This is a genomic window from Bradyrhizobium shewense (genome assembly GCF_900094605.1).
GTDB lineage: Bacteria > Pseudomonadota > Alphaproteobacteria > Rhizobiales > Xanthobacteraceae > Bradyrhizobium > Bradyrhizobium shewense.
In genome coordinates, this window is the sequence record NZ_FMAI01000007.1 from 321,602 (window position 1) to 344,925 (window position 23,324).

22 protein-coding genes are annotated in these 23,324 nt (G+C 64.9%); 10 read left to right on the plus strand and 12 right to left on the minus strand.

Translation table 11 applies throughout. From position 1 onward, the window contains the following. The first annotated feature begins 1 nt into the window (after position 1). Positions 2-457, plus strand: a complete 456-nt coding sequence (locus GA0061098_RS16585) for an iron-sulfur cluster assembly scaffold protein (RefSeq protein WP_028141104.1) — start codon at positions 2-4, stop codon at positions 455-457. A 66-nt stretch (positions 458-523) separates the two neighbouring features. Here the strand turns inward: GA0061098_RS16585 and GA0061098_RS16590 are convergent, their stop codons facing one another. Further along, a complete protein-coding gene (locus GA0061098_RS16590) occupies positions 524-1,423 on the minus strand; it encodes a COG3904 family protein (protein ID WP_165637401.1) in 900 nt (299 codons plus the stop codon). A gap of 247 nt (positions 1,424-1,670) precedes the next feature. Here GA0061098_RS16590 and yidD point away from each other — a divergent pair, with 247 nt between their 5' ends. Continuing rightward, on the plus strand, positions 1,671-2,009 hold the full coding sequence (gene yidD, locus GA0061098_RS16595; RefSeq protein ID WP_091957692.1) for a membrane protein insertion efficiency factor YidD: 339 nt from the start codon (positions 1,671-1,673) through the stop codon (positions 2,007-2,009). A 93-nt stretch (positions 2,010-2,102) separates the two neighbouring features. Further along, positions 2,103-2,342, plus strand: coding sequence for a hypothetical protein (locus GA0061098_RS47215; protein WP_091957696.1), 240 nt, complete (start codon positions 2,103-2,105; stop codon positions 2,340-2,342). On the opposite strand, the gene GA0061098_RS16605 is transcribed toward GA0061098_RS47215, so the two are convergent. Both GA0061098_RS16605 and GA0061098_RS16610 read right to left on the minus strand, forming a co-directional pair. After that, positions 2,343-3,557 carry a hypothetical protein gene (locus tag GA0061098_RS16605; RefSeq protein ID WP_091957701.1) on the minus strand — a complete coding sequence of 405 codons (1,215 nt, stop codon included), beginning with the start codon at positions 3,555-3,557 and terminating at the stop codon, positions 2,343-2,345. Between the two features lie 2 nt (positions 3,558-3,559). Continuing rightward, positions 3,560-4,927 (minus strand): APC family permease, encoded by a 1,368-nt coding sequence (locus GA0061098_RS16610; protein WP_091957706.1) that lies wholly within the window; start codon positions 4,925-4,927, stop codon positions 3,560-3,562. Between the two features lie 351 nt (positions 4,928-5,278). Here GA0061098_RS16610 and GA0061098_RS16615 point away from each other — a divergent pair, with 351 nt between their 5' ends. Continuing rightward, entirely contained in the window at positions 5,279-6,568 is a 1,290-nt protein-coding gene (locus GA0061098_RS16615) for an alpha/beta hydrolase (protein ID WP_245323374.1), read from the plus strand. Between the two features lie 171 nt (positions 6,569-6,739). Then, positions 6,740-7,066 (plus strand): GrlR family regulatory protein, encoded by a 327-nt coding sequence (locus tag GA0061098_RS16620; RefSeq protein ID WP_091957716.1) that lies wholly within the window; start codon positions 6,740-6,742, stop codon positions 7,064-7,066. A gap of 34 nt (positions 7,067-7,100) precedes the next feature. On the opposite strand, the gene GA0061098_RS16625 is transcribed toward GA0061098_RS16620, so the two are convergent. Together GA0061098_RS16625 and GA0061098_RS16630 are read right to left on the minus strand one after the other, a co-directional pair. Further along, on the minus strand, positions 7,101-7,478 hold the full coding sequence (locus GA0061098_RS16625; protein ID WP_028141112.1) for a hypothetical protein: 378 nt from the start codon (positions 7,476-7,478) through the stop codon (positions 7,101-7,103). A gap of 91 nt (positions 7,479-7,569) precedes the next feature. After that, entirely contained in the window at positions 7,570-8,739 is a 1,170-nt protein-coding gene (locus GA0061098_RS16630; protein ID WP_091957721.1) for an MFS transporter, read from the minus strand. Positions 8,740-8,923: 184 nt separating this feature from the next. On the opposite strand from GA0061098_RS16630, the gene thrS reads away from it, so the two are divergent. The 3 genes from thrS to GA0061098_RS16645 all read left to right on the plus strand — a co-directional run bounded on the left by thrS (position 8,924) and on the right by GA0061098_RS16645 (position 12,967). Continuing rightward, complete coding sequence (gene thrS / locus GA0061098_RS16635) at positions 8,924-10,978, plus strand: threonine--tRNA ligase (protein WP_165637402.1); 2,055 nt, start codon at positions 8,924-8,926, stop codon at positions 10,976-10,978. A gap of 93 nt (positions 10,979-11,071) precedes the next feature. Beyond that, complete coding sequence (locus GA0061098_RS16640) at positions 11,072-11,635, plus strand: nitroreductase family protein (protein WP_165637403.1); 564 nt, start codon at positions 11,072-11,074, stop codon at positions 11,633-11,635. A 63-nt stretch (positions 11,636-11,698) separates the two neighbouring features. Next, positions 11,699-12,967, plus strand: coding sequence for a serine hydrolase domain-containing protein (locus GA0061098_RS16645; protein WP_091957733.1), 1,269 nt, complete (start codon positions 11,699-11,701; stop codon positions 12,965-12,967). On the opposite strand, the gene GA0061098_RS16650 is transcribed toward GA0061098_RS16645, so the two are convergent. Both GA0061098_RS16650 and GA0061098_RS16665 read right to left on the minus strand, forming a co-directional pair. Next, on the minus strand, positions 12,953-15,415 hold the full coding sequence (locus tag GA0061098_RS16650) for a putative bifunctional diguanylate cyclase/phosphodiesterase (RefSeq protein WP_091957737.1): 2,463 nt from the start codon (positions 15,413-15,415) through the stop codon (positions 12,953-12,955). The genes GA0061098_RS16645 and GA0061098_RS16650 overlap by 15 nt on opposite strands. Before the next feature lie 1,003 nt (positions 15,416-16,418). Further along, positions 16,419-17,270, minus strand: coding sequence for a LysR family transcriptional regulator (locus GA0061098_RS16665; RefSeq protein ID WP_091957852.1), 852 nt, complete (start codon positions 17,268-17,270; stop codon positions 16,419-16,421). A 102-nt stretch (positions 17,271-17,372) separates the two neighbouring features. On the opposite strand from GA0061098_RS16665, the gene GA0061098_RS16670 reads away from it, so the two are divergent. After that, the gene (locus tag GA0061098_RS16670) at positions 17,373-18,365 is read left to right on the plus strand and encodes a zinc-dependent alcohol dehydrogenase family protein (RefSeq protein ID WP_208610654.1); all 993 of its coding nucleotides are present in this window, start codon (positions 17,373-17,375) and stop codon (positions 18,363-18,365) included. Between the two features lie 36 nt (positions 18,366-18,401). Here GA0061098_RS16670 and GA0061098_RS45010 read toward each other — a convergent pair whose 3' ends face one another. Together GA0061098_RS45010 and GA0061098_RS16680 are read right to left on the minus strand one after the other, a co-directional pair. Then, the gene (locus GA0061098_RS45010) at positions 18,402-18,596 is read right to left on the minus strand and encodes a hypothetical protein (protein ID WP_018322145.1); all 195 of its coding nucleotides are present in this window, start codon (positions 18,594-18,596) and stop codon (positions 18,402-18,404) included. Between the two features lie 413 nt (positions 18,597-19,009). Next, the gene (locus tag GA0061098_RS16680) at positions 19,010-20,083 is read right to left on the minus strand and encodes a hypothetical protein (protein WP_091957749.1); all 1,074 of its coding nucleotides are present in this window, start codon (positions 20,081-20,083) and stop codon (positions 19,010-19,012) included. Positions 20,084-20,328: 245 nt separating this feature from the next. Here GA0061098_RS16680 and GA0061098_RS16685 point away from each other — a divergent pair, with 245 nt between their 5' ends. Next, on the plus strand, positions 20,329-21,357 hold the full coding sequence (locus GA0061098_RS16685; protein ID WP_165637404.1) for a patatin-like phospholipase family protein: 1,029 nt from the start codon (positions 20,329-20,331) through the stop codon (positions 21,355-21,357). A 6-nt stretch (positions 21,358-21,363) separates the two neighbouring features. Here GA0061098_RS16685 and GA0061098_RS16690 read toward each other — a convergent pair whose 3' ends face one another. The 3 genes from GA0061098_RS16690 to GA0061098_RS16700 form a co-directional block, all read right to left on the minus strand. After that, complete coding sequence (locus GA0061098_RS16690; protein WP_091957758.1) at positions 21,364-21,792, minus strand: CBS domain-containing protein; 429 nt, start codon at positions 21,790-21,792, stop codon at positions 21,364-21,366. Positions 21,793-21,981: 189 nt separating this feature from the next. Further along, positions 21,982-22,803, minus strand: a complete 822-nt coding sequence (locus GA0061098_RS16695; RefSeq protein ID WP_091957763.1) for a rhomboid family intramembrane serine protease — start codon at positions 22,801-22,803, stop codon at positions 21,982-21,984. 206 nt (positions 22,804-23,009) lie between these two features. Beyond that, positions 23,010-23,324: transposase (locus GA0061098_RS16700; RefSeq protein WP_129590873.1), on the minus strand; the 315-nt coding region annotated here is incomplete at its 5' end.

The window sequence follows — 23,324 nt, forward strand, 5'->3', positions numbered from 1 at the left end:
CATGCTGAACGACATCTACAACAAGCGGATCATCGAATTGGCCGGGAATATTCCGCGCCTCGGACGGCTGCCGGACCCCGATGCCTCCGCCACCGCCCACTCCAAGCTATGCGGCTCGACCGTGAAGATCGATCTCAAGATGGAGGGCGACAGGGTCACCGACTTCGCTCATGACGTGAAGGCCTGCGCTCTCGGACAAGCCTCCTCATCCATCATGGCAAGTCGCATCGTCGGCTCGACTGCAAGCGAACTCCGTGAGTTACGCGAAACTGTTCGCAAGATGCTGAAGGAGAACGGTGCGCCTCCTGAAGGCAAATGGGAGGAGATCAAGTTCCTCGAGCCGGTCCGCGACTACAAGGCGCGGCACGCCTCGACGCTCCTGACCTTCGATGCCGTGGTCGACGCGATTGGCCAGATCGAAGCCAAGGCCAAGCAGCCGGCTGCGGCGCAGGGCTGAACTCCCCATGTCATTCCGGGGCGTCGCAAAGCGGCCAACCCGAAATCACTATCAAGATTTCAGAGCTTACTTCTGCGTCGCCGGAGCCGGCGCGGCCACGCCACCCGTCGGCACCAGGGCTTCCGCCGTCTTGGTCGACTTGGCAGCTTGCGACTGCTCCGGTTCTGCGCCGAACCTCGCCTGCGTCTTCGGCGCAAGCTCCGCCATCGCCGGCGCGGAGATGTCCACATGCGGCAGCACGTCGGCCACGAGGTCGGTGGTCACGAGATTGGTGAGCTTGAGCTCGCCGGCGTCCAGCTCATGCAGGTCTTCCCAGGGCGGCACGCTGAGCGCGAGCGACAGCAGGTCGCCGGCTCCGCCCATGTCGAAGGTGTATTTGGCAAGCCGGCCGATGTCGCGTTCCACGATCATCAGGTCCTGCGCGCTGTAGCTCGCCGCCTTGGCATCGTCGGCGCGGTCGCCCATCCAGATCTGGTGGACGCGGACATGGGCAGCTTCGGGTACGTAGCGCTTCTTGCCGGCCAGCAGCAGGAATACACACATGGATTCACAATAGGCCTCCGGCGCAACCGCCGGGCGGGCGGACTGCCCGCCGCGGAGACTTACGCCGACCGTCGTCAGGAGTCCGAGATTGCGGAAGCGTCGGCCGAGGGTGATCGCGTCGTTGACGGAACCGCCGCTGGAATCGAGCACCACGGTGGCGCCTCCGAGCTGCCGTCCGCGGGAAAACTCTTCGAACTCTTTCGGTGTGTCAGCGGTGATGATGCCGACCGCGCTGACCCAGCCGCGGCAGTTCGGCTCGCAGGCAATCCAGTTGAACTTCATCGGGAGCTTGCGCTCTTCGAGAGCAACACCCGCGCGGGCCGATGACCCGAGTGTCGCGACGGCGCCAGCCAGCACGACTCCACAGACGGCGGTTCCCACCAGCAACCAGCCGCGAAGATTAAGGGAGTTCAGAAGTCTCAATCTGGTTCCTTCCCCAAGCCCCTAAGGTCCCCAACAATCCTTGGTAGCGCCCTCTGAGTCCATCATACAGGCGTATGTTTCTACACATGGACGTCACAAAAATGGTATCCGTGGGAATACAGTTCGTCCACAGGTACTTGCTGCACTGCTCCCAAAAAGCACGCAAAATATGGCGTGCAAACAACAGCTTACGGTTCCCTGCGCCGGAACTGTGCAACACCTCGATTAACATCGCAGCAAACCGCACATGAAGCATTCAGCCTGCGAGCATTGTTCCAGTTCGATCGAAGGTGTGCTCCGGCTCCCACGCAGATTCGGCCGTGCGCTGATCTGGCTCTACCGGCACACGCTGTCGCCCCTGGTCGGGTACAATTGCCGGCATCTGCCGACCTGCTCCGTCTATGGCGACGAGGCGATCGAACGGTTCGGGCTCTGGGCCGGCGGCTGGATGACGCTGGCGCGCCTGCTCCGTTGCAATCCGTTCGGCACGTCGGGCATCGACAATGTACCGCTCGCCGCACCGCCAGGCGCACACTGGTATCTGCCATGGCGTTACGGCCGCTGGCGCGGCGTCAATGCATCCTGAGATTGCTGCGATGCTTTGCGCATCGGTGGCCTGAGGGGAACCGCAAGCTTTCTTCCCGCGTTGTTTTGATTGCTCCCCCGGGAGGAAACAACAATGCGCTGGAAAATCAGCCCTCATCTTCACTTCAGGCCGTTTCACTTCAGGCTTTCGCACTTGAGGCCTGGGCCCACCCCCGGCTCCAGGCGGCACCACGACCCCAGAACCTTGGATCTGCTCGCGATCGTCGCCTTGTTGGCGCTCGTGCTTGGCTCCGGCTGGTATCTGGCGACGAGCTTAGCCACCGCGCCGAGCACGACCGCCTTCATCGTGCCGAGCCAGAGCGTGCACTGGTAATTAGCGGAACCAGTAAAAGCGCCCGGGCGGCGGCGGGATCGGCTCGGGCGGCCGCAGCCGTTTCGGACGCGGCGGCTTCGGCGTCGGATCGGCCGACGAGTTGGCCTCCCCGCCCGGCGCCGTTTCGGTGCCCGGCACCCTGACCGCCAGCAGCAAATTGGACTCGTGCATCCGCCAGCGGTAGCCGACGCCGAAATCGATGGGCTGGGCCCGTGTGAACAACTCGGAATAGCGCTCCTGGTAGCGGCCGGGGAATTCGTCGATCGGCCCGAGATAGCGGCCGAACGGGAAGAACCGCCATTGCCGCGCGCCGTAGTTCGCAAGCGGAATCCCGGAATCGTCCTGGATGATGGTGGCGCTGTTGGCGAGCAGCCAGTCGCGAACGACGGTGAAGTTTCCGGAGTGCATGAGATAGGACGCACTCTTGAGCAGGCTGTTGCCGGGCCCGAGCGTCTCGCAGAATTTCAGGAATCCCGTGTTGCGCGCGCCGGCATTGGAGAGGTCGGTCGAGAAATAATATAGCGTGCGCGTTCCCCCATCGCTGCCGGCGAAGGTGATGCGAACGCCGCGCGTCGCGTTACGGCCCGGATTGTCGTCGCCGACATGCAAGCCCCCCTTGTCGTCGAGCGCGATCATCTCGACGTTGCGGATGGTCTTGCCGGAGCGCGCGAGGAAAACATAGAGGATCGGCAACGTGCCGTTGACCTGGTTGGCGTGCAGGTCGACCTTCATCTGCTTGGTGATGAAGAAGGAAAAGCTCAGGATCGAGCCGAGCGAGCGTTCGACATTGTAGAGCGCCGCGCCGACCGCGCCGCGCGGCAGCCGCGTCAAATCGGGCACGGCGCCGACCGGCTCCAGCGCGCCGAGCACGTAGGTGCTGGCCTTGGAATAGAAGGTGTTGGCGTAGAGGAAATCGGGGCCGCTGAACATGTAGAACATGGTCGGCCGGGGCGCGGCGAGATTGACGTCAGCCCAATCGCGGATCTTGGAGAGCTGGCGCTGTTCGAGCTGGGCGAAGGCGCCGTCGAAGAATTTTGCGTGGCGCTGCCAGCCCGGATCCTTCGTGAGCGGCACCAGCGGCGAGTCCGCCGAAGGCTGCATGCCCGCGAGGAAGCGCGCGGTGTCATCGAAGCTCACCTCGGCGGCGTGCGCGGAGAAGACGGCCGCGGCCAGCAAGGCAAGAGCTGTGGCCGCGATTCTGAGGGGACGAAACATGTCTATGCGCGATCGTGTGAATTGCCAGCGGCGACCGGCCGCCTGCGGAAAACGGCATAAATCAACAGGCCCGAGAGCATGACGAGCATCCCCGCGAGCGACTGCAGCGGCCGCTCGGTCAACAGGTAGTACATCATGAACGCGGTCACGAGCAGGAAAACCAGCGGCGTGAACGGGTATCCCCAGGCGCGATAGGGCCGCGGCAAATCGGGATCGGTGATGCGCAGCTTGATGACGCCGGCGACCGTGAAGAACGAGCAGAACAACAGTGCGAACTGGATGAAGTCGAGCACCGCCTCGAAGCTGCGCGTGAACAGCAGCAGATTGGCGACCGCGAGCTGAAACAGGATCGCGTAGGCCGGCGCGCCGCTCGCCGATCGCTTCGAGAACACGCGTAAGGCGGGAATGTCCTCCCCCATCGTCATCATCACGCGCGGGCCGATCCACATCATCGCGCTGATCGAGGAGATCAGGCCAACGCAGATCATCGCGCCGACGATCCGACCACCGAGGCTGCCGAAGATGGCGCTACCGGCGACGCTGGCGACATCGAGCTGACCGGCAAGCGCACCGACCGGCGTCGAATGGAGAAACACTGCATTCAGCGCGACGTACAGCACGAGCACGATCAGCGTGCCCGCAAGGAGCGCGCGCGGCAGATTCCGCTGCGGCATGTTCATCTCGCCGATGATGTAGGTCGCGGCGTTCCAGCCCGAGAACGAATACATCACGAAGACGAGCCCGATCGCGAACGGCGCGCTGACGATGTGCGCGAGATCGCCCGGCTGCGGCGCGAACGTGATCGGTTGCGGGGCCGCGATGACGAAGCCGGCGATCAGGAAGGCGACGATCAGCGCGACCTTGATGATCGTCGAGATCAGCTGGAAGGTCGAGGAGTGCCTGACGCCGGTCAGTTGCACGAGCGAGACCAGCCACACCACGGCGATGGCGAGCGGGATCGGCGGCAGATCGGGCACGACCGATTTGGCATATTCGCCGAACGCCATCGCGGCGAGCGCGACGGGCGCGGCAAAGCCCACCGTCGCCGACACCCAGCCGGCGAGAAAGCCGAAGGCGGGATGATAGGCGCGACTGAGGAAATTGTACTCGCCGCTCGAGCGCGGAAACATCGCCCCGAGCTCGCTATAGGCGAACACCCCGCACAACGCGACGATGCCGCCGACGGTCCACAGCAGCAGGATCGAGAAGCCGGACGGGATATCCTTGACCTGGAAGCCGAGGCTGGTGAAGACGCCGACCCCGATCATGTCGGCCACGACGATGGCGGTTGCGACCAGAACCGAGACCCCGGTCCCGCCTCCGGTCAGCCGGCCAGTCCAGGGCGCGGTTCCCGCATTTGATGCCGTCATCGGGGTCCTTAACCTCAGGCGTCGTGCCTCGTGGGCGCATCGTGCAGGTTGGCCCAGTCAATTCAAGCAGGGTTAACAAGGGCTAAATGAGGCGACGGAAGCGGGTAATAGAGCACCGCTTATTCCGCCCCCGAGCGATAACGCTGCCCCCGCCCCGGGAAATCCCGTTCCTCCTCCCCACAATCAGGACACGATTGCATGGTCCTTTTGAGCGTTCTGGATGTGGGGAAGTTTCTCCGGACACTTAACGTCGCCTAAACGCCAGTCGGCTCAATTGTCTAGAGATGCCGATGGACGTGACTTTGGGGTCATGGGTGGATGGTCGGGGCCGTTCCGAAACCGAGAGCTGACATGCGTGCCGACCGGACGACGTCCGGTGCGCGCGGTCGTGCGCTCCGGGTCGGCCTGATCTCAGCCTTGGTGCCGCTGTCCCTGACACTGGTTCAATGCGGCAAGGCGCCCAATCCGGCGGCGCTCGCGGCGAACTCGCAGGCCAATGTTCAGGTCGTTGCGAAGACAAATCAGCAAGTCGCGAGCGGCGACACCTTCGAGGATCGCTTCCCCACTCCGCAATTCGGGGAGCGCTTCCCCTCAGCGAGCGAGAGTTTTCTGCAGCGGCAGATGTCGGACTTCTCGCCGAAGCGCGCCGTGCAGCAACCGCCGGCGGAGACGGCCCCCTACAAGGTCGCGTCGCTCGAGCCGCAGGTCCCCTACAAGCGTTCGCCCCGCGACGACCTGACGACGCTCGTCAGCATGAAATCGTCGGCCTTTCCCTATTTCGGCAACAACCCCGCCTCCGACGCGCCGTTTCTCAACATCGCCAAGGGCGACCGCCGCGGCCATCGCAGCTATTCCGGTCGCGTGTTCTGGCAGGACGAGACCTACAATGACAGCCGCGTGCTGATGCACGTGCCCGAGCATTTCGACGTCCGCAAGCCGGGCGTGATCGTGGTGTTCTTCCACGGCAATGGCGCGACGCTCGAACGCGACGTGCGTGATCGCCAGCTGGTGCCCAAGCAGATCACCGATTCCGGCGCCAATGCCGTGCTGCTTGCCCCGCAGATGGCGGTCGATGCCGCCGATTCCAGCGCCGGCAAGTTCTGGCAACCGGGCGGCTTCAAGCGCTTCATGGCGGAATCGGCCGATCACCTCGCCCGCGTCACCGGCGATCCCAACAGCGCCCGCGCCTTCGCCAACATGCCGATCGTGATCGTCGGCTACAGCGGCGGCTTCCTGCCGACGGCCTGGAGCCTGGAGGTCGGCGGCATCAGCGACCGCGTCCGCGGCGTCGTGCTGCTCGACGCCGTCTATGGCGAAATGGACAAGTTCGCGTCCTGGATCGAGAGTCACCGCTCCGGCTTCTTCGTCAGTGCCTACACCCGCCACACCGCGCGGCGCGACCGCGAGCTGATGAGCATGCTCCGGCAGAAGGGCGTCAGTGTCGCCGAGGACATGGACGGCCCCTTGCGTCCCGGCAGCGTGGTGTTCGTCGAGACCGGCGACGGCATCACCCATCGCGACTACGTCACCCGCGCCTGGACGCGGGATCCACTCAAGGACGTGCTGGTGAAGATGTCGGCGACGCCGGCGCTGGCGCTGACCCGCGTGGCCGCCACCAGTTCCGCCGCATCGAGCCGATAGGTTTGGATATTGGTCCAGCCGGTGTCCGGCTGCATTGCCTGCAATTCCCCCAGGCTCTGATCAAAATGTAATGTTGATGGCCGAAATCCCCGGAAGCCACCGGATTGCTTCCGCCAGCAAGGCTCATACTTTGCCGGCCAGTTTGTGATTGGAATTTCGCGGGGACAGGCAGTGCGTCAGGGATTGTACAAGGTCGACTTCCATACCGTTCATGGAACGGGCTGCGGCGTCGTCTATGTGATGGATGGCAAGATGCGCGGCGGCAATTCCGCTTTCGCCTTCATCGGCACCTATACGGGCGAAGGCGACAGCATCAAGGTCAAGATCTCGACCCAGCGCTATAACGACGACCCGTCCTTCAAGGCTCTGTTCGGCGCCGACCGGATCACGCTGGCGCTCGCCGGCCGGGAGGACGGCGACAACGCGGAATTCGAAGGCAACGCGCTGCAGGCGCCGGGCGTTGCCTTCCGAGCCGTGCTGAGCCGGATCAGCGACTGAGCATCAGCTCATTCAAGATTGGCTCTTGTAAGTATCAGCTCTTGGGCAGCTTCGGAATGCTCTCGGCAAAGCCGTTGAAGCAGGCCAGCCGCTCGTCCTCTTCCTTGAAGAAACGGCAATCGGCGTAGCCCTTGGCCTTCGCCGGCTTCGGCTTCGGCGCCGGCGCGATCACCGCGTCGTAGCAGTTGAGGCGGTCCTTGGTGCCGTCGTCGAGCTCGAGGCAGGCCTGGAGCCGGGCCGCGATCGACTGCGGCTTGCCCTTCGGCGCTGCGGCCGGCTTGGCCGCCGCCTCTTTGGTCCCTTTGGGCTTGACCTGCACCAAGGGCTTGTCCCCCACCATCGGTGGCTTGTCGGCTTGCGCAAACGCGGAGGCTGAATAGAGCACCGCGGCAACCGCCAGAATCATCCTCATTTCAGTCAACTCTCTTTGGTCCCCATGACCGGCGTTCTAGCGCTCCCGCGCGCGGTTTGCCAAGCACATTGCGTACACGAAGCCGCGGGATTCAGGCCGTTGCAGCCGCAGGCCGGGGCCGGGTCAGGACCACCAGGATCAGCGCCAGCACGACGAAACCGACCGCGACGAAGCCGAGCGCATGCAGGAGTTCGCGGGCGAACAGCAGCCCGCCGACGGCGGAGCCGAGCGCCTGGCCGATATAGAGAACGGACGTATTGAGCGCGACGGTCGCCGAGGCCAGCGGCGGCGCGGCCGCGACCAGCCGCACCTGCTGCATCGAATTGGTCGAGGCAAAGCCGAGGCCCCAGATTGCGACTCCAACCGTCATGAAAGCAAGCGTGCCGGCGCCGAGCGCCCAGCCCGTGATGCCTGCAAGCAGCAGGCAGGTGAACAGCAGCGAGGTCCGATAGGGTCCCGAGGTGTCGACGATGCGGGTGGCGACGACGACGCCGAGGAAGCCGCAGACGCCGTAAAGCGCGAACACCATGCCGATCGCATCGGGACCGGCGCCAGTGAGCTTCTTGAGCAGCGGGCCCATGAAGGTGAACACCACGAACTGCCCCGACATTTGCAGCATGGTGATCGCCAGCAGCAGCAGAATCGTCCTGTTGCGGCCGACCTCGCGCCAGGTCTTCAGGTCCACCGGCGCGCCCTTCAGGCCTGCCGGCAGCCGCAGCAGCAACAAGAGGAAGCTGACGCAACCGAGCACGCCGATCTCGCCATAGGCCGCGCGCCAGCCATAGCGGCTGGCAATGAAGGTGATCAGCGGAAGGCCGACGGCGGCAGCCAGCGACCAGCCGAGGAAGATATAGGCGATGGTGCTGCCCCGCCGCTCCACCGGCACGATCAACGCCGCCGTGCCGGCGGCCTGCGGCGTGTAGAGCGCACCGACCGCGAGCATCACGAGACGGATGGCGAGGAGGCTGGTGTAATCGGGTGCAAAGGCGGAGGCGAGATTGCCGAAGGCAAGCACCGCCAGCGTCGTCGCGAGCAGCGTCCGCCGTTCGATGCGGCTCGTCAGCCAGGCCGTCAGCGGCGAGCCGATGCACAGCGTGATCGCGCCGAAGGTGATGAGGAGCCCCGCCGCATGAATGCTGACGTCGAGCCCCGTCGCCAACTCCGGGAGCATGCCCGCCGGGGCCAGCACGGAGCAGCCGGTGACGAGATTGCCGAGCATCAAGGCGGTTGGCGCGAAACGCGGGGCGCGTTCATTTTCCATGCAAGTGCATGTAGAGCAGCCGCCGGGCCAGTTAAAGGGCCGGTGCGAAATAGTTCGTGCGCACGCCCGTTTTATGCGCCGATTTTCTTGGAATTGCCGGATTGCGCAGGCCGAATCGCCTGATATATCGCTCGTTCCCGCTTACCTGCGCTCGTTCGCAGGAGTGAGCCTCAGGAGAAAAGCAATGACCGACCAGTCCAAGGACCAGCCGAAGTCCGAATCCGGCTTCCAATATTCCCTCAGCAATCTGAAGCCCGTGACCCCCGCCGCCAAAGTTACCCTCACCTTCCCGGACGGCGCCCAGCGCCAATACGACCAGAGCATCACCGGCCTCGATATCGCCAAGGGCATCTCGCCGTCGCTGGCCAAGCGCACGGTCGCGATGGCGCTCGACGGCGTGGTCGCCGACCTCAACGATCCCATCGAGGCCGACGCCAAGCTCGAGCTGATCAGCCGCGACGATCCGCGCGCGCTCGAATTGATCCGCCACGACTGCGCCCACGTGCTGGCTGAGGCCGTGCAGACGCTGTGGCCGGGCACGCAGGTCACCATCGGTCCCGTGATCGAGAACGGCTTCTATTACGACTTCTTCCGCAACGAGCCGTTCACGCCGGAAGACTTTGCCGCGATCGAGAAGAAGATGCGCGAGATCATCGCGCGCGATAAACCTTTCACCAAGGAAGTCTGGGACCGCGAGAAGACCAAGCAGGTGTTCCGCGACAAGGGCGAGGCCTTCAAGGTCGAGCTGGTTGACGCCATTCCCGGCACCGAGCCGATCAAGATCTACTACCAGGGCGACTGGTTCGATCTTTGTCGCGGCCCGCACATGACCTCGACCGGCAAGGTCGGCAACGCCTTCAAGCTGATGAAGGTGGCCGGCGCCTATTGGCGCGGCGACAGCAACAATCCGATGCTGACCCGCATCTACGGCACGGCGTTTGCCAAGCAGGAGGACCTCGACGCTTATCTCAGGCAGATCGAGGAAGCCGAAAAGCGCGACCATCGCAAGCTCGGACGCGAGCTCGACCTCTTCCACTTCCAGGAGGAAGGTCCGGGCGTCGTGTTCTGGCACGCGAAGGGCTGGACCGTCTTCCAGCAGCTGATCGCCTATATGCGCCGCCGCCTGACCGGCGACTACAGCGAGGTCAACGCGCCGCAGATCCTCGACAAGTCGCTCTGGGAGACCTCGGGCCATTGGGGCTGGTACCGCGAGAACATGTTCGCGGCGCAGTCGGCCGGCGACGAGGCCGAGGACAAGCGCTGGTTTGCGCTCAAGCCGATGAACTGCCCGGGTCACGTGCAGATCTTCAAGCACGGCCTGAAGAGCTACCGCGACCTGCCCTTGCGCCTCGCCGAGTTCGGCGTGGTGCATCGCTATGAGCCCTCCGGCGCCATGCACGGCCTGATGCGCGTGCGCGGTTTCACCCAGGACGACGCGCACATCTTCTGCACCGAGGACCAGCTCGCCGAAGAGTGCCTGAAGATCAACGAGCTCATCCTGTCGACCTATGCCGATTTCGGCTTCACCGGCGATCTCACGGTGAAGCTGTCCACGCGGCCGGACAAGCGCGTCGGCACCGACGAGATGTGGGATCACGCCGAGCGCGTGATGGCCACGGTGCTGCGCGAGATCCAGTCGCAGAACAATCACATCAAGACCGAGATCAATCCGGGCGAAGGCGCGTTCTACGGGCCGAAGTTCGAATATGTGCTGCGCGATGCCATCGGCCGCGACTGGCAGTGCGGCACCACGCAGGTCGACTTCAACCTGCCGGAGCGGTTCGGCGCGTTCTATATCGACCATGACGGCGGCAAGAAACCGCCTGTCATGGTGCACCGGGCGATCTGCGGCTCGATGGAGCGCTATATCGGCATCCTGATCGAGCACTATGCCGGCAACTTCCCGCTCTGGCTCTCGCCGGTGCAGGCGGTGGTCACGACCATCACCTCGGAAGGCGACGAGTACGCGAAGGTGGTGATGGAGCAGGCGCGGCGCGCCAGGCTTCGGGTCGAGATCGACCTGCGCAACGAGAAGATCAACTACAAGGTCCGCGAGCACTCGCTGGCCAAGATCCCCGCCCTGCTCGTGGTCGGCAAGAAGGAGGCCGAGACGCATTCGGTCTCGGTCCGCCGCCTCGGCAGCGACGGCCAGAAGGTGATGACGACCGAGGAGGCGATCACCGCCCTGGTCGACGAGGCAACCCCGCCGGACGTCAAGCGGGTGCGGGGCGCGGTCTGATCCCTGAAATCGATCTAAACTCGCTTCCGGTTGCGGGCGTGCATGCTTATCTCGGCATGGCACGCCCGACGACCAGTTGAAGAGGATCTCCCAGTGCCCGACGCCATCGAACTCCTGAAGACCCGCCGCTCGGTCAAGCCGCGCGAGATGACCGGACCCGGCCCCTCCGCGGCCGAGCTCGAGACCATCCTCACCATCGGCGCGCGCGTGCCCGACCATGGCAAGCTGGCGCCCTGGCGCTTCATCATCTTCGAGGGCGATGCCCGCCAGCGCGCCGGCGAGGTGATCGCGAAGGTGTTTGCCCGGAAGAATCCCGGCGCGCCCGCCGCCGACGTCGAGATTGAGCGCAAGCGCCTCACCGACGCCCCGCTGGTGATCGGCATCGTCAGCTTCACCAAGCCGCATCCGAAGGTGCCGGCGTTCGAGCAGGAATTGTCGGCCGGCGCCAGCGCCATGAACATCGTCACGGCCGCGACCGCCCTCGGTTATGGCGCCTGCTGGCTGACCGGCTGGTTCTCGTTCGATCGCGACGTGCTCGATGGCCTCGGCCTCAAGCCGGACGAAAAGCTCGCCGGCTTCATCCACGTGGGCAAGCCGACCAAGCCGAGCGAAGACCGTCCGCGACCGTTCCTTTCGGAAATCGTGACGCGTTTTTAATCGAACGCTTGTTGACGCCTCTGGCGTCTTGCGGCTTTGATCCCGCCCAGGGAGGAAGCCGGTATGAAGCGTCGTGATTTTCTGGTCGGGGCCGCGCTGCTCGCCGGCACGATGGCACGAAGCCGCGCCGCAGACCTCCCCGCCCCCTCGTCCGAGGGGCTCGACCGCATCACGGCGTATTTCGACAACGAGGTGGGAAGCGGCCGGTTGCCGGGCGCGGTGATCCTGGTGCAGCAGCACGGCAAGCCGGTCTATCTGAAGACGTTTGGCGTGCGCGACGTCAGGACCAGTCTTGCGATGACGCCGGACACGATCTTCGCGATCCACTCGATGACCAAGCCGATCACCTGCCTTGGCGCGATGATGCTGATCGACGAGGGCAAGCTCGCCCTCACCGACCCCGTGTCGAAATACGTTCCCCTGTTTGCCGACACCAAGGTCGGCCTCGAGGTCACCCTGCCCGACGGCAAGCTGGAGCTCGATCTCGTGCCGCCGGTCCGCCCCGTCAACATCGAGGATTTGCTGCGGCACACCTCGGGCATCAGCTACGATTATATCGGCGGCAAATGGGTCGAGCAGGCCTACAAGGCCGCCAATATCTTCGAAGGCCAGTTCAACAACCGCGAATTCGCCGACCGCATCGCCAAGCTGCCGCTGGCGCGGCAGCCGGGAACGCTGTGGCGCTACGGCCATTCCACCGACGTGCTCGGCAGCGTCATCGAGATCATCTCGGGCCAGACGCTGTATCAGTTCCTGAAACAGCGCATCTTCGATCCGCTCGGCATGACCAGCACCAAATTCACGCTGGCGACCGAGGACGAGCTGGCGCGGATGGCGCGGCCGTTGCCGAACGATTTCATCCTGCTCGCCGCCGAGCGTGACCGCCTCGATCATCCCGAATGGCAGTCCGGCGGCGGCGGCCTGCTCTCGACCATCACCGACTATCAGCGCTTCTCGCAGATGCTGCTGAACGGCGGCGAATTCGAGGGCAAGCGTTACCTGAGCCCTGCCGCGTTCAAGGCCATGACGACCGATCACATCGGACCCGGCTCCGGCGTCGGACGCGATTATTTCTATTTCCCGGGCGACGGTTTTGGCTATGGCTACGGCCTTGCGGTGCGGACCGATCCCGGCAACGCCAAACCGCCGCCGCCGGGCTCGCTCGGCGAGCTGAAATGGGACTCAGGGAGCGGCACCTATTTCGCCGTCGATCCCAAGCTCGACATGGTCTACCTCATGATGCAGCAGACCCAGAACGAGCGCAGCCGCATCACGCCCGCCTTCAAGGCGCTGGTCTACGACTGCTACCCCGAGGGGCTACGCCGCCCGTGAGGCGCGCTGACCGAAATCGGCGAGCAGCTTTGCGATCTCGGCCGCCGGCCGTGCCGCGCTGAACAGAAAGCCCTGCACCTCGTTGCAGCCCTCGGCGCGCAGCCAGTCGAGCTGATCCTCGGTCTCGACGCCCTCCGCAGTCGTGGTGATGTTGAGGCTGCGGCCGAGCCCGGAGATCGCACGCACGATCGCGCTGCAATCGGGCCGCTGCGCCAGATCCTTGACGAAGGAGCGATCGATCTTGATCTTGTCGAAGGGAAAGCTCCTGAGATAGCTCAGGCTGGAATAGCCGGTGCCGAAATCATCCATGGAGATACTGACGCCGAGCTCGCGGAGCTGGTGCAGGATGGCGAGATTGGCATCGGTCTCGGCCAGGAAGATCGACTCCGTGATTTCGAGCTCGAGCCGCCGCGGCGACAGGCCTGACTGCGCCAGCGCCGAGATCACGATTTGAACCAGGTTGCGGCTGCGGAATTGCGCCGGCGACAGATTGACCGCGACCTTGACGTCGGCAGGCCATTTGACGGCCTCGGCGCAGGCTTCGCGCAAGACCCACTCCCCTAACTGCGTGATGAGGCCGATATCCTCGGCAACAGGAATGAACTCCGCCGGCGAGATCATGCCCTTGTCCGGATGACGCCAACGCAGCAGCGACTCGAAGCCGGAGATGCGGTCGGAGGCGATCGACACCAGCGGCTGGTAGTGCAGCTCGAACTCGCCATTGGCGAACGCACGGCGCAGATCGAGCTCCATGTCGCGGCGCTTCTGCGCCTGCAGGTCCATCTCGCGCTCGAAGAAATGGTGCACGCCGCCGCCGTCGGACTTCGCCCGGTACAGCGCCATGTCGGCATTGCGCATCAGCTCTTCCGGCGTCGTGCCGTCGCCCGGCGACAGCGCGATGCCGATGCTGGCACCGATCACCATCTCCTGGCCGTCGAGATCGTAGGGCGCCTTCAGCATGTCGATCAGCAAGCCAGCGCAGGCGCTGGCCTCGTTCGGCGAGACGTCGGCGGCAAGGATCACCGCGAATTCGTCGCCGCCGAGCCGGGCCGCCAGACTGCCGCCGCGGACAGCAAGGGTCAGGCGTTCGGCGACTTCCTTGAGCAGGCGGTCGCCGACGGGATGACCGAAGGAATCGTTGATGTTCTTGAACAGGTCGAGATCGATGTAGAGCACGCCGACCCGTTTTCCCGCCGCCTGCTCGAGCGCCTGCTTCAGGCGCTCCTGGAAATATTCGCGGTTCGGCAGGTCGGTGAGGCCGTCATGGTGGGCCATGTGTGCGATGCGCGCCTCGGCCTTGCGCCGTTCGGTGATGTCGACCACCGCGACCAGATAGCCGTCGCGATCGTCGAAGGCGACACGGCGGCCGAAGGTGAGCACCTCGATCTCGCTGCCGTCGGCGCACAAATGCCGCCAGTTGCGCGAGGAGTGGTAGGCCTCGCCGACGCGCTCCAGCGCCTCGGCGTGGCTGTCCCACTCGTCCGCCGGCCAGATCTCGTGCAGCTTCATGCGCAGGAAGGTGGCGCGGCTGTAGCCGTAATGCTGGACCGCAGCGTCGTTGACGCCAAGGAACTCCTTGGTCTGCGCGTCGAACACCCACATCGGCATCGGGTTATTGTCGAACAGCAGGCGGAACGAGGCGTCGCGCCGCTTCAGCGCAGTGACATCGGAGATCGTCAGCGAGACCACGTCAGCGAAGGCCGTGGCGCTGAGGCGCAGATGCCGGCCCTCGCTCTCGATCTCGAGCTGCTCGCCGCGGCCGCCCGCAACGGCCTTGAGCAGAAAGTCCATGATCTCGGGCGAGGCCAGCAGCGTGTTGCCCTCGCCGATCCGCCGCCACAACAGGTTTCCGGTCGCGACATTCAGCAGCGCGCTTGCGCTGTTGTTGTGGTGCACGATTTGGAGATCGGACGGCTTGCCGCCGGCATCGCGGAGCGTCGCCAGCGAGATCACCGCGTCGTCGGTCGAGGCGAAGATCGCGTCCAGCAGATTGTACTGCGTGCCGCGCTCATTGATGTAAGCGCCGACCAGCGTGGCGCCCCAGCGCGACGCCGTCGGCAGCGCCAGCACATCATAGGTCCGCACCATGCCGTCGCGCACGCAATGCGCGCTGGCGTGATACGGTCGTTCGTTGGCAAGCGCGCTCGTCGCCGCTTCCGACAGCGCGGTGGCGCAATCCGGCGACAATTCGGCGACGGGGATATCCCAGCGCTCCTCGCCGAGCCATTTCTGCACGTAGCGTCCGCTGCGCGACAGCTCGAGTGTGCCGTCGTTCCTCAGCAGCGCAATGTGATCGGCGAGCCGTCCGAGACTGCCGAGCATCACGTCCTCATAGCGCGGCAGCCGATCGCCCGGCTTCAGTGCGGCACGCCATTTGCGCTGAAGCACCGGGATGTCGTCGAACATTTCGGCGGCCGGTTTTCCCGACACTTTCTTCGCGGCATTCATGGCAGTCCCCAACGCACTTTCCCGGCGCATCCAATGCAGCTGCGCTTAACGACATGTAAAAAGGCCGCAGGCGCGGGTTCCATTCGGCGATTATGACAGTTTTAAGTCGGGTGTTGGTTAGTGGGCGTTAGAGACTATGACGGTCGTACGAAGCTCTCGTGTCCCGGACGCGCTGCAGCGTTCTTACGCTGCTGCGCAGAGCCGGGACCCAGGAAGCCGCGCACTCGCTGATACATGGGCCCCGGCTCTGCAGCGCACCGCCGAAGAGGCGCTGCGCAGCGTCCGGGGCATGAGACCTTCGTTCAAGATGGACACAGCTTCGCATCCTCGCAGCGCATTCGCCCGAGCTTTGCTTCATCGCCTCACCCTCAATTGAAAGAGGGCGCAGGGAAGACCGGGTGCCGGCTGGCACCCGCGGTCCACTGTGCGAAACCTGCGTGACAAGAAGTTGCACAGCGGCATACAGGTGTAGCCAGGACATCCGGCCTTCCCTGCGCAGTGGTTTTACGGCTTATGTCGTGCTCTCCCCGGGGAGCGATGCACTATTGCCCCCGTCGCCTTGCGGATGGCTGACGGATGCGTCCGGTTGGACGACATCCATCACCGCAAGACTTGACGCACAGACCCCGGGCGTCAGGACCACACGATTTTGCCGTACGCCAATCACACCGGTCGTATGCGCGACACTCTCGCTCACGGTTGCCCGCCCTGCGAAGCCCTTCGCGCCGATGCCATCAGCGTCCACCGCCGCCCGGCCCGCGTTCGTGACGATCGCGATACGCCCCTCTTCCTTGGGCCGGGTTGAGGGGATGCATACGCCGTTTCCGAATTTCGGTAAAGTTGAATATTTTCGCTGGCGCGCGTTGACCGATTACTTGGGTGTTTTGCCCGTCGGGCAACGCGACATCTTGTAGCCCGGCTGGAGCGCAGCGTAATCCGGGCGTCCTGCTACGAGGCACGAGCGCCCCGGATTACGCTCTCGCTCCATCCGGGCTACGAAGCCTCACCCAGCGAGCCGTTCGATCACGATATCGAGCAGCGCGCGCAGACGGGCGAGGCGCCTGAGATCGCGGTGATAACCGACATAGGTGTCGCGGCCGGGCGGCGCCGTTCCGACGTCGAGCGCGACCAGACGGCGGTCGCGGTCGCCGAGCGGACGCGGCAGCACGGCAAAGCCGTCACCGCTGGCGCAAAGCTCGGCCTGCACCTGCCTGTTGTTGCTGCGCGAGGCGATTGCTGCATTCGGCAGCGCGCGCTTCAGCCAGACGGCGTCCGGCATGTCGGCGAACTCGGCATTCATCGTCACGACGCGGACAGCGCCGCCGTCGCCGGCGCGCGGCGGCTTGCTGCCTTTCTTGCCGTAGAGCGCGTAGGGAATGTGCAGCAGCTTTCTGGAGATCACCTCGGGCTCGCTGAACGGCTTGATGCGGAAGACGAGATCGGCTTCACGCCGCGGCAGCCTGTAGAGCCGCGCATCGGTCAGGAGCTCCACCGTCACCTTGGGGTGACGCTTGCCGAACGCGGCGATCACCGGCGACAGCATCACCGTCCCGAACCAGTCCGACGACGACAGGCGCAACAGGCCGTCGAGCTGCGTCTCCGCGCCGGATACGTGGCGCTCCAGTGCGAGTGCCTCGTCCTCGATCCGCTCGGCATGGCGGAGCACGGCGGCGCCCTCGTCGGTCAGCACCAAGCCATCCGCCGTGCGCTGGAACAGGGTCTGACCCAACGAGGTCTCGAGCGCGCGAAGCCGCCGGCCCATCGTCGGCTGGGTCTGGCCGATTTTTCGTGCGGCAGCGCCGAGCGTGCCTTCGCGCGCAATTGCCAGGAAGATGCGAAGATCGCTCCAGTCCATCAGGATTCCCGCCATACAAAAATGTATGACGAGCGTACAGCCTTGTTCCTTCTCATGCAAAATTTCATGGGCATATTGAGCCGATCACGGAGCAAGACGATCATGACGAGACAATCGACAATGCGCGCCGGCGTCCTGGAGACCCACAACGCTCCCTTGCGCCTCTCAACCATCTCTACGCCCGAGATCGGCCCGCACGACGTGCTGGTGCGGGTGCGCGCGAGCGGGGTCAATCCGCTCGACACCAAGATCCAGGCGGGGGCCGCGGCGCATGCGCGCCATCCGCTGCCGGCGATTCCAGGGATCGATCTCGCCGGCGTGGTCGAACTGGCCGGGCGCGAGGTGACGCGGTTCAAGCCGGGCGACGAGGTCTACGGCATGACCGGTGGTGTCGGCGGCGTACAGGGATCGCTGGCCGAATTCGCCGCGGTCGATGCCGATCTCCTCGCGCCGAAGCCTGTCAATCTTAGCATGCGGGAAGCTGCCGCCCTGCCGCTGATCGTCATCACGGCCTGGGAAGGCCTGATCGACCGGGCGGCGTTGAAGGCGGGCCAGAAGGTATTGATTCATGGCGGTGCGGGCGGCGTCGGTCATGTCGCGATCCAGATCGCGCGCGCCGTCGGAGCGGAGGTGTTCGCAACCGGCTCGCCGTCGCAGCGCACCACCATCGAAGGTTTCGGCGCCGTATTCATCGACCGCGGCAGCTCGGTCGAAACCTACGTGACGCAGCATACCGGCGGCCGCGGCTTCGACATCGTCTACGACACCGTAGGCGGCAAGGTGCTCGACGCTTCCTTCGAAGCGGTGCGCCGCTTCGGCCATGTGGTGAGCGCGCTCGGCTGGGGCACGCATGCGCTTGCGCCGCTGTCATTCCGGGCGGCCACCTATTCCGGTGTGTTCACGTTGCTGCCGCTGCTGTCGGGCGAAGGCCGTGCGCATCATGGAGAGATCATGGCGCAAGCCACGCGCCTCGCCGAGGCCGGCAAGCTCGTGCCGCTGCTCGACGCCAGGCGTTTTACGCTGGAGAACGTCGACGACGCCTATGCGCTGATCAGGGATCACGCCGCCAAGGGCAAGCTGGTCGTTGATGTCTGAGGTAAAGCGGTAGCCCGAATAGAGCTGTGCGCGCCGCTAGTCCTCGCTGGACGCAGCCGAACGGTTGCGCAAGTAGGCCTGCGACAACAGGAAGAACAACGCGCGCTCGCCATGATATTTGGCGGACGGCCGGGTGCGCTCGAAACCGTCGGCAAATATCTTGCCGGACTGGTCGCACACCTGCCATCGCCAGCCAAACCGCTTGCGCCTGGTGAGGATCACTTCGAACATGCCGACGAGCTTGGTCCCCTGCTCCTTGCCGGTCTCGCAAAGGCATCCAAGCCCTTGCTCCGGCCTCCCCCATTAGACGGATGCCCGACATATAACCTAGCGGAGTGGAAAGAGAATAAAATTGATGATCGGAAATACGTCTCTTGCACCGTTGTGATGAAGACGCGAGGTGCGGGAATAAGCTTTCGCCAGCGGTGTTTTCCTCGGCTCCAGCAATCAGCTGGCGCTTGCAGTATTCAAAGCAGAACACAGGGAGTGATGGGGACGAGCATTTGCTTACCAGTCCCCACGACGGATGCGGCGGTAATAGAAGATGTCACGTTCGTGCGCTCGATGAGAATTGCCGTGCCGGACGTCAGGTCGGTGTCAGGTTGCAGGCGGCACCGCCGCCAGGACCTTAGCGCGCGAGGGCCTTAGCGCGCGACGACTTCGACCTCGCCGTCGACGCCGTTGACGACGTTGAATCCGCGCTCGTAGACCTTGCCCTCGTTCTTGGCGATGGCGCGGTATTCGCCTTCGGAGAGCACGACGCGCGGGAAGGCGCCGATCGATTCCTTGATGACGTCGCCGCCCGGGGTCAGCACCGACCAGGCGGTGTTGGCGAGCGCCTCGCCGCCCCTGTCGCTGACCAGCTTGAGCGTGATCACGGCTGCGCGGTGGGTGATGGTGACGTCGGTGAGCTTGCTAGCCTGAACGCGGATGTCGGAGCGCACCACCGAATTGGCGTCGCCATAGTTCGAGATGATGTAGTAGGTGCCCTCGGGCAGCAGCACGACGTCGCCGGCGGCGACGTTCGGCACCAGGGAGGCGCGCTCGCCGGATTCGAACTGGCTGCCCTTGTAGATCGCGAACGAGATCTGGTTCTGCGGAATGCGGCTAGTGCCGACCCGGCCTTCGATCCGCAGGCCCCCGGCCGGCAGCACGAAGGACTCGCGGTCGGTCTCGGCCTTCAGGCTGACGGTGCGCACCGCGCTGACGAGGCCGAAGGCGACGTGTACGACGTAATTGCCGGGCGGCAGCACGATGTTGGGCGTGGCGCTCCGGTCCTCGCGGATCAGCTTGAAGGTGCCGTTCTCGTCGGGACGGTCGGCAAACACGCGCCAGACCAGGCCGCTGGTGATCGCCGGAGAATCCTTGCCGTATTTCGCGGTCAGCGACAGCACGCCCTGTCCGGGCACGGCCGCATTGAGCGGGGCGGCCGGCGGCACGGTCGTGACCGCGGGCGGCGGCATGCTGGGGGTCGTCGGCTGCATCAGGGTCGGCGGCAGGCTCGGGGGTCCCGCGCCAGGCCCGGAGGGCGGCGCCAGGCTGACGGCGCCGCCGAGGTCGGGCACCGAAGCCGGCGGGACCGGCGGCGGACGGTCCGAGAAAAGCTGCGCCTGCGCAGCGTTTTGGCCTGAGGTAACGAGGCACACGGCAAGGATCAGCGCCGGCAGCAGCCTGCCGCTGCGCCGCCATCCGATGATGCCGTCACCCCCGCGTGTCATGCCCCCTGCTTTTCACCGAAAACGCGGCAAATTCAAGCCTCTGAAACCCCAGGAAATACGGTCTTAGGACGATACCGTGGAACCCGATTGACGCCTGCGTGATTAGTCCAGAGGCAGCCGACCCCCGCCACACTGCTGCCTCCTGCTTCCCGAACGGTATAAACCATGCTTGGCCCTCGCTCTGGTGCAGCGGAAGTCCGGTGCCTATTCTGGTGTCGGGGGCTGGCCCGGGTAGGAGAGTTTCGGTGCTTGATATCTTGAAGGGTCGTGGTGCGAACGGCTCGAACGGTGAGAAGATTGGCCTTGGCCCCACCCGCCGGCCGGTCATCGGCCTCGCCCTCGGCGGCGGCGCGGCGCGCGGTTTTGCCCATATCGGAATCCTGAGGACCCTGATCGCCAACGGCATCGTTCCCGACGTCGTGGTCGGCACTTCCATCGGCGCGGTGGTCGGCGGCCTCCATGCGGCCGGCCGGCTCGATACGTTCGAAGAGTGGGGGCGCAGCCTGCAAGGGATGCGCAACATCCTCGGCTATCTCGACATCCGCCTCAACGGCTCCGGCCTGCTCGGCGGCGAGAAGCTGGCGACCCGCCTCGAGAACGCGGTCGGACAGACCCTGATCGAGGACCTGCCGGTCAAGTTCGCGAGCGTCGCGACCGAAGTCCGAACCGGCCACGAGATCTGGCTGACACGCGGCCGGGTGGTCGATGCGATGCGCGCCTCCTACGCGCTGCCGGGCATCTTCTCTCCCGTCCTGATCGGCGATCGCTGGTTGGTCGACGGCGCGCTGGTGAACCCGGTGCCGGTCTCGGCCGCCCGCGCGCTCGGCGCCGAAATCGTCATCGCCGCAAACCTTTCCAGCGACATCTTCACCCATTCCACGACGATCTATTCGCACGGCGCGATGCCCGCGCCGGTCGCAGCCGGGCCGGAGGAGACGACCGCCAAGCGGCGCTTTCCGCGCTTCTTCTCACCCGAGAAAACCATGAAGCGCGAGTTCTTCGGCAGCGCCGGGCGCCCGGGCATCTCCTCGGTGATGGTCGATGCCTTCAACATCATGCAGGACCGCATCACCCGCGCCCGCCTCGCCGGCGATCCGCCCGACCTGCTGATCACACCGCGGGTCGGCCACTTCGGCTGGTTCGATTTCCACCGCTCCGAGGACCTGATCTCGTTGGGCACCCGCGCCGCCGAGCGTGCGCTGGAGTCCATCCAGGAGGCAATCCACGTGCTGGCGCCGCCGCCCGAGGGCGCCGCGCCCAAAGCCGGCGAGTAAAGCCGGTCAGGCCGTCTTGATGTAGTCGCGCAGAGCTTCCTGCTCGGACTCGTATTCCTGCACCCGGCGCTTGACGATGTCGCCGATCGAGATCAGGCCGACCACCTGGCCGTTGTCGATCACGGGCAGATGGCGGAACTTGCCTGATGTCATCATCTCCATCAGTTCGGCGACCGTGTCGGTCTCTTTGCAGGTCACGACCTTGCGGGTCATGACCTGAGTGACCGGCTCCTCCAGCGCGCTGGCGCCGCGCTCGCCGATCACGCGCACGATGTCGCGCTCGGACAGGATGCCTTCGAGCCGGCTCTGGTTCATCACCAGCACCGCGCCGATCTTCTTCTCACCGAGCAGTTTGACCGCGGCAGCCAGCTTCGCATCGGGCTCGACGCTCATGATCTGGTGGCCCTTGGTGTTGAGAATAGAACGTACCGTCATTGTAGCCTCCCTGAATCGGAGCCGCCCGCCTTGTGGCGGTCCGGACTTGTTCTCGAGTCTTCAACTAACAGTTTCAGCGCCGGTTGCAGGCTCAGGCGCTTTGCGAAGCATCGCCGCTAGCGGCTTGCAGCCTCGGAACATTCTTCCCGCAAATGATGGATGAATTCGGGCCGCGCCGCAAGCGCCGCTTCAAATACGATCTGAAACGTCCTGTGATGACGCATCCGCAGCATCGTTTCGCACGCGCGGCACGGGATCGAACAGCGCGAACAGCAGCAGGCCGGCGAAGAAGCCGCCGATATGCGCCTGCCAGGCCACGCTCGTGGTTTCGGAATCGATGCCAATCGCACCGACGCCGAAGATGATGTTGACGCCGAACCACACGGCGAGGAAGCCCACCACCCGCCCGTCGCGCAGCGCGCGCGACAATGGCAGCGCCGGAACCCTTGCGGCGGTATCGGCGTCCGACCGGTTGAATGACAGGAAGCTGCCGCGGACGAAGGCGAAGCGGATTGCGGCTGCCATCGCGCCCGACACCGAAGCCGAGGCGCCGATCATCGGCGCCACCGCGTGCTCATGCGTGACGAGATGGGCGAGCGCGCCGGCCGCCGCCGTCACCGCCAGAAACAGGAAGAACCTGACCGCGCCGAACCGCCGCGCCAGCGCGCTGCCGAACGGCAAGAGCCAGAGCACGTTGAAGCCGAGATGGGTCAGGTTGGCGTGCAGCAGCGAATAGGTGACGAAGGTCCAGACCTTGGCGCCGGCGCCGCCGGGGATCTGCAAGTTCAGCAGCGAGGAATCGTAGCGCTTGGGGATGAAGCCGAAGACATCGATGGTCCAGTTTTCGAGCTCCGGCGGCAGCAGCACCCGCAGATGGATCACCGCCAGCAGGACGATATAGGCGGTCAGCGCCGCAGGCAGCGTCAGGACCGGCTCGCGCGGAGCCTCCTCATGGGCGGCCGGCAGGCCGGGCTGAGAATCCTGCGGCGGAGAATCGTGCGGGGAATCCAAGGCAGCTTCGCTTTCAGGGGCGATCGGAACGATCCGTTTGGAGATAGTCGCCTTTGCCGGCCCTGCGCAAGTGCACAAAAGAAAATCCTGAAACGGACGTCTCATTTCGATGCCGGAGGCTCTGCTGAGCCGGGATACGAAGCCAGCCCAGCCCGTGTCCCGGACAAGGCGCGGCACGAAGTGACGCGACGCAGAGCCGGCAACTGTTATTGGGGGCCGGCCTTCAGGTACGGTTTCCTGTCGCGCATCATAGCGTTAAGGACCGTTAGCAGCTTCCTGGCAACGGCAATGAGGGCGAGCTTGGCCGGTTTGCCGACCTGTCGCAATCTTTCATAGAAGGCCTTGAACGGATCGGCCCGTCGAACCGCGTTGAGAGCAGCCATGTAGAGAGCGTCGCGAACGCGCTTTCGACCGCCGGCGATCTTGCGTTTGCCACGGAAGGCGCCGCTGTCGACGTTGAAGGGGGCAAGGCCGGCGAGCGCCGCGATCTGCTTGGCTCCGACGTGTCCGAGTTCCGGCAT